Origin of the sequence: Vibrio salilacus, from assembly GCF_002811245.1 — a bacterium.
Lineage (GTDB): Bacteria > Pseudomonadota > Gammaproteobacteria > Enterobacterales > Vibrionaceae > Vibrio > Vibrio salilacus.
This window is the reverse complement of sequence record NZ_NIVQ01000009.1, coordinates 143,073-149,072: the sequence shown is the minus strand read 5'-3', so window position 1 is coordinate 149,072 and position 6,000 is coordinate 143,073. Positions and strand designations below refer to the sequence as shown.

6 protein-coding genes and 1 pseudogene are annotated in these 6,000 nt (G+C 45.0%); 4 read left to right on the top strand and 3 right to left on the bottom strand.

Annotated elements, in window-relative coordinates; translation table 11 throughout:
- Positions 1 to 627 precede the first annotated feature (627 nt).
- A complete protein-coding gene (locus CDZ87_RS17225) occupies positions 628 to 780 on the top strand; it encodes a hypothetical protein (protein WP_157806458.1) in 153 nt (50 codons plus the stop codon).
- Positions 781 to 809: 29 nt separating this feature from the next.
- Here CDZ87_RS17225 and CDZ87_RS08805 read toward each other — a convergent pair.
- A pseudogene (locus CDZ87_RS08805) lies at positions 810 to 935 on the bottom strand (formate/nitrite transporter family protein); the annotation flags it as partial.
- Between the two features lie 228 nt (positions 936 to 1,163).
- On the opposite strand from CDZ87_RS08805, the gene CDZ87_RS08800 reads away from it, so the two are divergent.
- From CDZ87_RS08800 to CDZ87_RS08790, 3 genes are all read left to right on the top strand, one after another.
- The gene (locus CDZ87_RS08800; RefSeq protein WP_038176879.1) at positions 1,164 to 1,397 is read left to right on the top strand and encodes a TIGR02647 family protein; all 234 of its coding nucleotides are present in this window, start codon (positions 1,164 to 1,166) and stop codon (positions 1,395 to 1,397) included.
- A gap of 291 nt (positions 1,398 to 1,688) precedes the next feature.
- Positions 1,689 to 2,510 (top strand): NAD(P)H-binding protein, encoded by an 822-nt coding sequence (locus CDZ87_RS08795; protein ID WP_100753204.1) that lies wholly within the window; start codon positions 1,689 to 1,691, stop codon positions 2,508 to 2,510.
- A gap of 14 nt (positions 2,511 to 2,524) precedes the next feature.
- Positions 2,525 to 3,160 carry a YdcF family protein gene (locus CDZ87_RS08790; RefSeq protein WP_100753203.1) on the top strand — a complete coding sequence of 212 codons (636 nt, stop codon included), beginning with the start codon at positions 2,525 to 2,527 and terminating at the stop codon, positions 3,158 to 3,160.
- A 63-nt stretch (positions 3,161 to 3,223) separates the two neighbouring features.
- Here CDZ87_RS08790 and clpA read toward each other — a convergent pair whose 3' ends face one another.
- Together clpA and clpS are read right to left on the bottom strand one after the other, a co-directional pair.
- A complete protein-coding gene (clpA, locus tag CDZ87_RS08785; RefSeq protein ID WP_100753202.1) occupies positions 3,224 to 5,494 on the bottom strand; it encodes an ATP-dependent Clp protease ATP-binding subunit ClpA in 2,271 nt (756 codons plus the stop codon).
- A 42-nt stretch (positions 5,495 to 5,536) separates the two neighbouring features.
- A complete protein-coding gene (clpS, locus tag CDZ87_RS08780; RefSeq protein ID WP_100753211.1) occupies positions 5,537 to 5,857 on the bottom strand; it encodes an ATP-dependent Clp protease adapter ClpS in 321 nt (106 codons plus the stop codon).
- Between the last annotated feature and the right edge of the window lie 143 nt (positions 5,858 to 6,000).

Here is a 6,000-nt window from a genome sequence, read left to right as displayed (position 1 = left end):
CGAGCAGAGCCAACTAAGCTAAGCATTGTCGGTAAACAAAAGCGATGCATGATGAACACAACCATGCTAGAGGCCGTATTAAGCGCTGGTTTTAGTCATGTGGTGAAAATATAGACACTCATGCGGTCGCCCTGACACGAATACAGTGTCTATCTCCTTTTAGCCTGGGCCGAATCTAAATGAGTTGTTACTTAACCTTTTGAGACTTGGGCTTATTATCAATTTCAAGACAGGGTGACCTTGGGCGGTTTTCGCGTACACTGATCCTTCATGTTCAGGGGGAGATTATGGGCAGTGTGGTGGATATTTTATGGTTGACCTTGGGGTTGTTTTCGAGCTTGCTAATAATTCCATTCTCAATCAGTCGTTATGGTCGTGTGCTAGTCAAAGACGTTCATGATAACGCCAAATAGCGCCTATTTAGCTATTGTAGGATCTTATCCACAGAATCTGTGGATAACCGTGGTGATACCTAGAAGTCAACGGATCAAGCCTGAGTTAATGAATTATCTCTCACAAAATTCATTTTGCATTCATACGCATATCATTTAATTCTACCAATGTAATAAATACGCAAAGATCAGACATTAGTCTTGCGCTATAAAATCAATGCAAGGAATGCGAGCGATGACTTTGGACCAACACAGTTTGGATAATGCATTTACCGAACGAGATGAAATGAGAGATTGGTTAATCACTCAGCCTGAGGCCTTACGAGAAAATGCAGTTAACGATGGTTTGTTAGGCCATCATCAAGATCAAAAAACTCACTTAAAGTGAGTTTTTTAAAACAGTTCACATCCATGGTGTCAATCACGCAGATAGATTAACCAGTACCACATGCCGACAAACACTCCACCACCAATGATGTTGCCCAATGTCACCGGGAGCAAATTATTGGTGATAAAATCAAGCATATTCAAATCAGTAAAGTCAATCTTTATACTATTTTCTCATTTATACGCGTAAGGCGGCTCGCGATACTGTTTAGTGGTAGCCTGCTTTGATCTCGCTCTAGTCTTATCGCGACTGTTTAACTCCTGAACAATCGGCTCCAGTTATCTGATCAAACTCTGGCTTAGGTAACATTTCTATATAGTGGGCATTGCTGAACGCCAACTTCCTGATTAAGTTGAGTACATACACTTTATAAGGAATCGAATATGAAATTTACGCCTGAATATATATCTGAACTTAACTTACTGCTTCAGTTTGATATCAGCAGTGCTGCGACTGGCATTAAAGTTCATAATGACGCATCTGAAGAGATTCAATCGGCTGTACAGCGTCTTTACGCCAAAGGCCTATGTACTCTTCCTGATGGCGGATACTTAACCGATGAGGGCATCGAAATGGCCGAGCACGCAGACAAAATTATCCGTGTGCTTTCTAGTTAACTTAATTCAATCGCAAACGCCAGAGGCGCACTCCGGCGTTTGCTAAAGCCCCTCCCCCTTACATACCACCTCGCACATAACACCACTGATATTGCTGCAACAACAACGGTTGTTGTTGCGTTCAATAAATGCCAAAGTAAGTACGTTTCAGCAAGCTTGTAGCCTTAGTCTTTGGTATACCAACAGTGATTATATATTGCTGGATCTGATACAACATCAATCATTGACTACCCAGCCCATTCACAAAGTGTTGCGAACACAACTTGGTCATTTATTAGCAAGGAGTCTGACATGAAAACCATCACAATCGTCGGTGGAGGTTGGCTAGGTAAACCACTTAGCCAATACCTGACATCCATCGGTTATCAAGTCTTCACCAGTAAAACAACTCCAGAAGGGGCAGCAGAGCTTGAACAACAAGGACTCAACAGTTTTGTGTGCGACTTAAATTTGGGTCCTGAACAACTCAAAGATCAACTCAATATAGCGCCGAGCGACATAGTGATTGGTTGTTTTCCTCCAGGATTTCGCCGAGGGGCTGGCGATAATTACGTCACTCAATGGCAAAATCTTATCCAAGCGGCCAAGCAGAGTACGGCACAACGTATTGTCATGGTCAGTTCAACAACCGTTTACCCAAACACAGCCACAGAGATGGTTGAAGAGCACGCTAGCCTTGCTTTAGCACAAAGCCATGGTCTATTTAGTGATAACGCGATAACGATGTTAACAGCTGAGCAAGCGCTGATTGATTCTGGCCTGAGCTACGCCATCGTTCGTTGCAGCGGGCTGGTCGGCCCCGCTAGACACCCATCGCGCTTTGCCGCTAGATTAAAGCAAGTCAGTGAGCAAGCGCCTGCTAATATGCTTGAGCTAAAAGATGCGATTGGCGCCGTGAGCTATATGGCCCTAGCAACACACAACACGGTAGTAAATGCCACCACACCAAACACGGTCAGTAAGGCACAGTTTTATCAGGCAGCGCTCGACAGCGTTGGTTCAAGCGACCCTCTTCCACCCGTGGTTCAACAGCCCGATAAGCGCATAATGGCAGACAAGATCATTGCCCTTGGCTATCGTTTCCATTTTGACCACACACTCGAACTGGTGTGAACTGAGAGGGGTTTATGAACCAAACTAAGTTGTATCAACACATTGAGCGCTTATGGCGTTACATGCAACTCTCCGACGATTTAATCCAATCAGATTGCCTCTTCGTGTTAGGCAGTAATGATGTTCGTGTGGCGGAGTATGCTGCGAATTTGTATCTACAAGGCTGGGCTGAATATTTAGTCTTTTCTGGCGGGTTAGGCCGTTTAACTGCCGATGTGTTCGAGCAGAGCGAAGCGGAAACTTTTGCCCAAATCGCACGTGATTTAGGTGTGCCGAGCAATAAAATGATTATTGAGGCTCAGGCAACCAACACCGGAGAAAACCTCCTCTTTACGCATCAACTACTTACGCAAAGAAATCTCAACTTCAACTCGTTTATCTTAGTGCAAAAGCCGTACATGGAACGACGCACTTACGCCTCATTCCGTCAGCAGTGGCCAACACAGGTCAAGCATCTTTGTGTAACCTCGCCCAAAGGTGAGTTCTGCGACTATTTTAATGAAGAGATCGACCTCTACACCACCTTATCGGCCATGTTGGGCGATTTTGAGCGAATTAAGACGTACCCTGCTTTGGGCTATCAAATTGAACAAGTGATCCCAGACGACGTCAACATGTCATATCAAGCGATTAAGTCCGCACTAAGTTAGTTAATCGTTTAGAAAATAAAAAAGCCAGAGACGCAGTGCTCTGGCTTTTTTCATTTTGCTTGATTAATGAATCGCGGCTTCTTTTTGACTGAGATAAGTGAATTTAAGCTCATCATCTTTCAGGTCAACTTTCACCGTACCACCATCGACTAGTGAACCAAATAGCAGCTCATTAGCGAGGGGTTTCTTCAGTTTTTCTTGCACAACTCGTCCCATTGGACGCGCCCCCATGGACTTATCGTAACCACGAGAAGCCAACCAATGACGTGCATCGTCCGACACTTCAAGCGAGACACCGCGTACATCAAGCTGTGCTTGCAGTTCAACGATAAATTTATCAACCACTTGATGGATAACGTGCTCATCTAGGCTGTTAAACCAAATGATGTTATCAAGACGGTTACGAAACTCTGGAGTAAATACCTTTTTAATTTCAGACATCGCATCGTGACTGTGATCTTGTTGGATCAAGCCGATCGATTTCTTAACCGTTTCTTGCACACCTGCGTTGGTGGTCATCACCAAGATCACGTTACGGAAATCCGCTTTACGACCGTTGTTATCCGTTAGCGTGCCGTTATCCATTACTTGCAGCAACAAGTTAAAGACGTCTGGGTGCGCTTTCTCTATCTCATCAAGTAACACCACCGAGTGAGGGTGTTTGATCACGGAATCAGTCAGCAGACCGCCTTGATCGTAACCGACATAACCCGGAGGCGCACCGATAAGACGACTGACGGAGTGACGTTCACCATATTCGGACATGTCAAAACGCAGCAGTTCAATACCAAGTAACTTAGACAATTGCACCGTCACTTCTGTTTTACCCACCCCGGTTGGGCCAGCAAACAAGAAGGAACCAACCGGTTTATTGTCTGCTCCCAAACCCGCACGAGTTAACTTAATCGCTTCACTAAGAACATCAATCGCATCATCTTGGCCAAACACCAACATTTTCATCTTCTCATCGAGTTTCTGGAGAATCTCTTTGTCAGAAGAAGAGACGGACTTCTCTGGGATACGCGCCATCTTGGCAACCATCGCCTCGATATCGGCCACCCCTACCGTTTTTTTACGACGACTCGCCGGAGTAAGACGGCTACGAGCACCCGCTTCATCGATAACATCGATCGCTTTATCAGGCAAATGACGTTCATTAATGTACTTAGCCGACAGTTCAACCGCTGCACGCAGTGCTTTATTGGTGTAACGCACTTCGTGGTGTGCTTCGTACTTCGGTTTCAGGCCCATCAAGATTTTAGTGGTATCGTCGAGTGACGGCTCAACAACGTCGATTTTTTGGAATCGACGAGAGAGCGCGCGCTCTTTCTCGAAAATATTGCTGTACTCTTGATAAGTCGTTGAACCAATACAGCGTAGCTTGCCACTACTAAGCAGAGGCTTAATTAAGTTGGCGGCATCGACTTGACCACCAGAAGCCGCGCCAGCACCGATGATGGTATGAATCTCATCAATAAACAGAATCGCATCTTCTTCTTTTTCAAGCTGTCTTAGTATGGCCTTGAAGCGTTTTTCAAAATCACCGCGATACTTAGTACCCGCTAGTAGCGCCCCGATATCTAATGAATAAATGACACTGTCAGCGATAATTTCTGGGACCTGCCCTTCCACAATACGCCACGCCAAGCCTTCTGCGATCGCTGTTTTACCTACCCCTGCCTCACCAACAAGCAATGGGTTGTTCTTGCGACGACGACAAAGCACTTGAACCGTTCTTTCAAGCTCTTTCTCACGACCAATAAGTGGATCAATCTGGCCCTGCTTGGCCAATTGATTGAGGTTAGTAGCAAAGCTTTCCAAACGATCTTCGTTACTCGCTTCTTCGGCACTCTCGCTACCAAAAGCGTCGGGAGAAGACGGTTCATCACCAGCGCTTGATGCTTTAGTGATGCCATGCGAAATAAAATTAACAATATCAAGACGGCTAATGTCGTTTTTCTTGAGTAAGTACGCCGCATGGGACTCTTGCTCACTAAAAATAGCCACCAGTACATTAGCCCCTGTCACTTCACTGCGACCAGAGGATTGAACGTGAAACACCGCGCGTTGCAAAACGCGTTGAAAACTCAAAGTGGGTTGCGTTTCGCGAGTTTCATCATTTTCAGGAATCAGCGGCGTTGTTTGATCGATGAAGATATCTAGTTCACCACGCAAGGCATCGATGTCCGCCTGACACGCCTGAAGTGCTTCTCTCGCAGCATCGTTTTCTAACAACGCCAGCAGGAGGTGCTCGACAGTCATAAACTCATGTCTTTTGTCTCGAGCGCGGGAAAAAGCGCCGTTGAGACTCGACTCTAACTCTTTATTCAGCATAAGTACCTCCTTTAAGAACAACTTAAGTTGCTCGAACAAGCATTAGGCTTGTTCCATTGTACAAAGCAAAGGATGCTCATTCTCGTTCGCATACATAGTAACTTGCGCTACCTTGGTCTCAGCAACTTCTGCAGTATACGTGCCACAAATTGCTTTGCCTTCATAATGCACCTGGAGCATTACCTGCGTTGCTTTGTCGATATCCATTGAGAAAAATCGCTCTAAAATTTCAATAACAAAGTCCATCGGGGTGTAATCATCGTTGTTCAAAACAACGTTATACATAGATGGTGGCTTAACTTTTGTTTTTTCTCTCTCCAGTAAATCTGAATCTGGAGTAACCCATTCAAAATGTTTGCTCATGACTATAACGACGTTGATGTTTGACTCTGTGAATTTTACCACTTCGACGAGCAGAAGTTTTGAATTTAGCTCTCTTTAAATAAGGACAATTAAGGTGGAAAACAATATTTGGCCCTACTTAGAGACTAATCCACCATTTGAGT

Coding starts and splice junctions, on each gene's coding strand:
- CDZ87_RS17225 (WP_157806458.1), top strand. CDS start 628: ATGACTTTGGACCAACACAGTTTGGATAATGCATTTACCGAACGAGAT.
- CDZ87_RS08800 (WP_038176879.1), top strand. CDS start 1,164: ATGAAATTTACGCCTGAATATATATCTGAACTTAACTTACTGCTTCAG.
- CDZ87_RS08795 (WP_100753204.1), top strand. CDS start 1,689: ATGAAAACCATCACAATCGTCGGTGGAGGTTGGCTAGGTAAACCACTT.
- CDZ87_RS08790 (WP_100753203.1), top strand. CDS start 2,525: ATGAACCAAACTAAGTTGTATCAACACATTGAGCGCTTATGGCGTTAC.
- clpA (WP_100753202.1), bottom strand. CDS start 5,494: ATGCTGAATAAAGAGTTAGAGTCGAGTCTCAACGGCGCTTTTTCCCGC.
- clpS (WP_100753211.1), bottom strand. CDS start 5,857: ATGAGCAAACATTTTGAATGGGTTACTCCAGATTCAGATTTACTGGAG.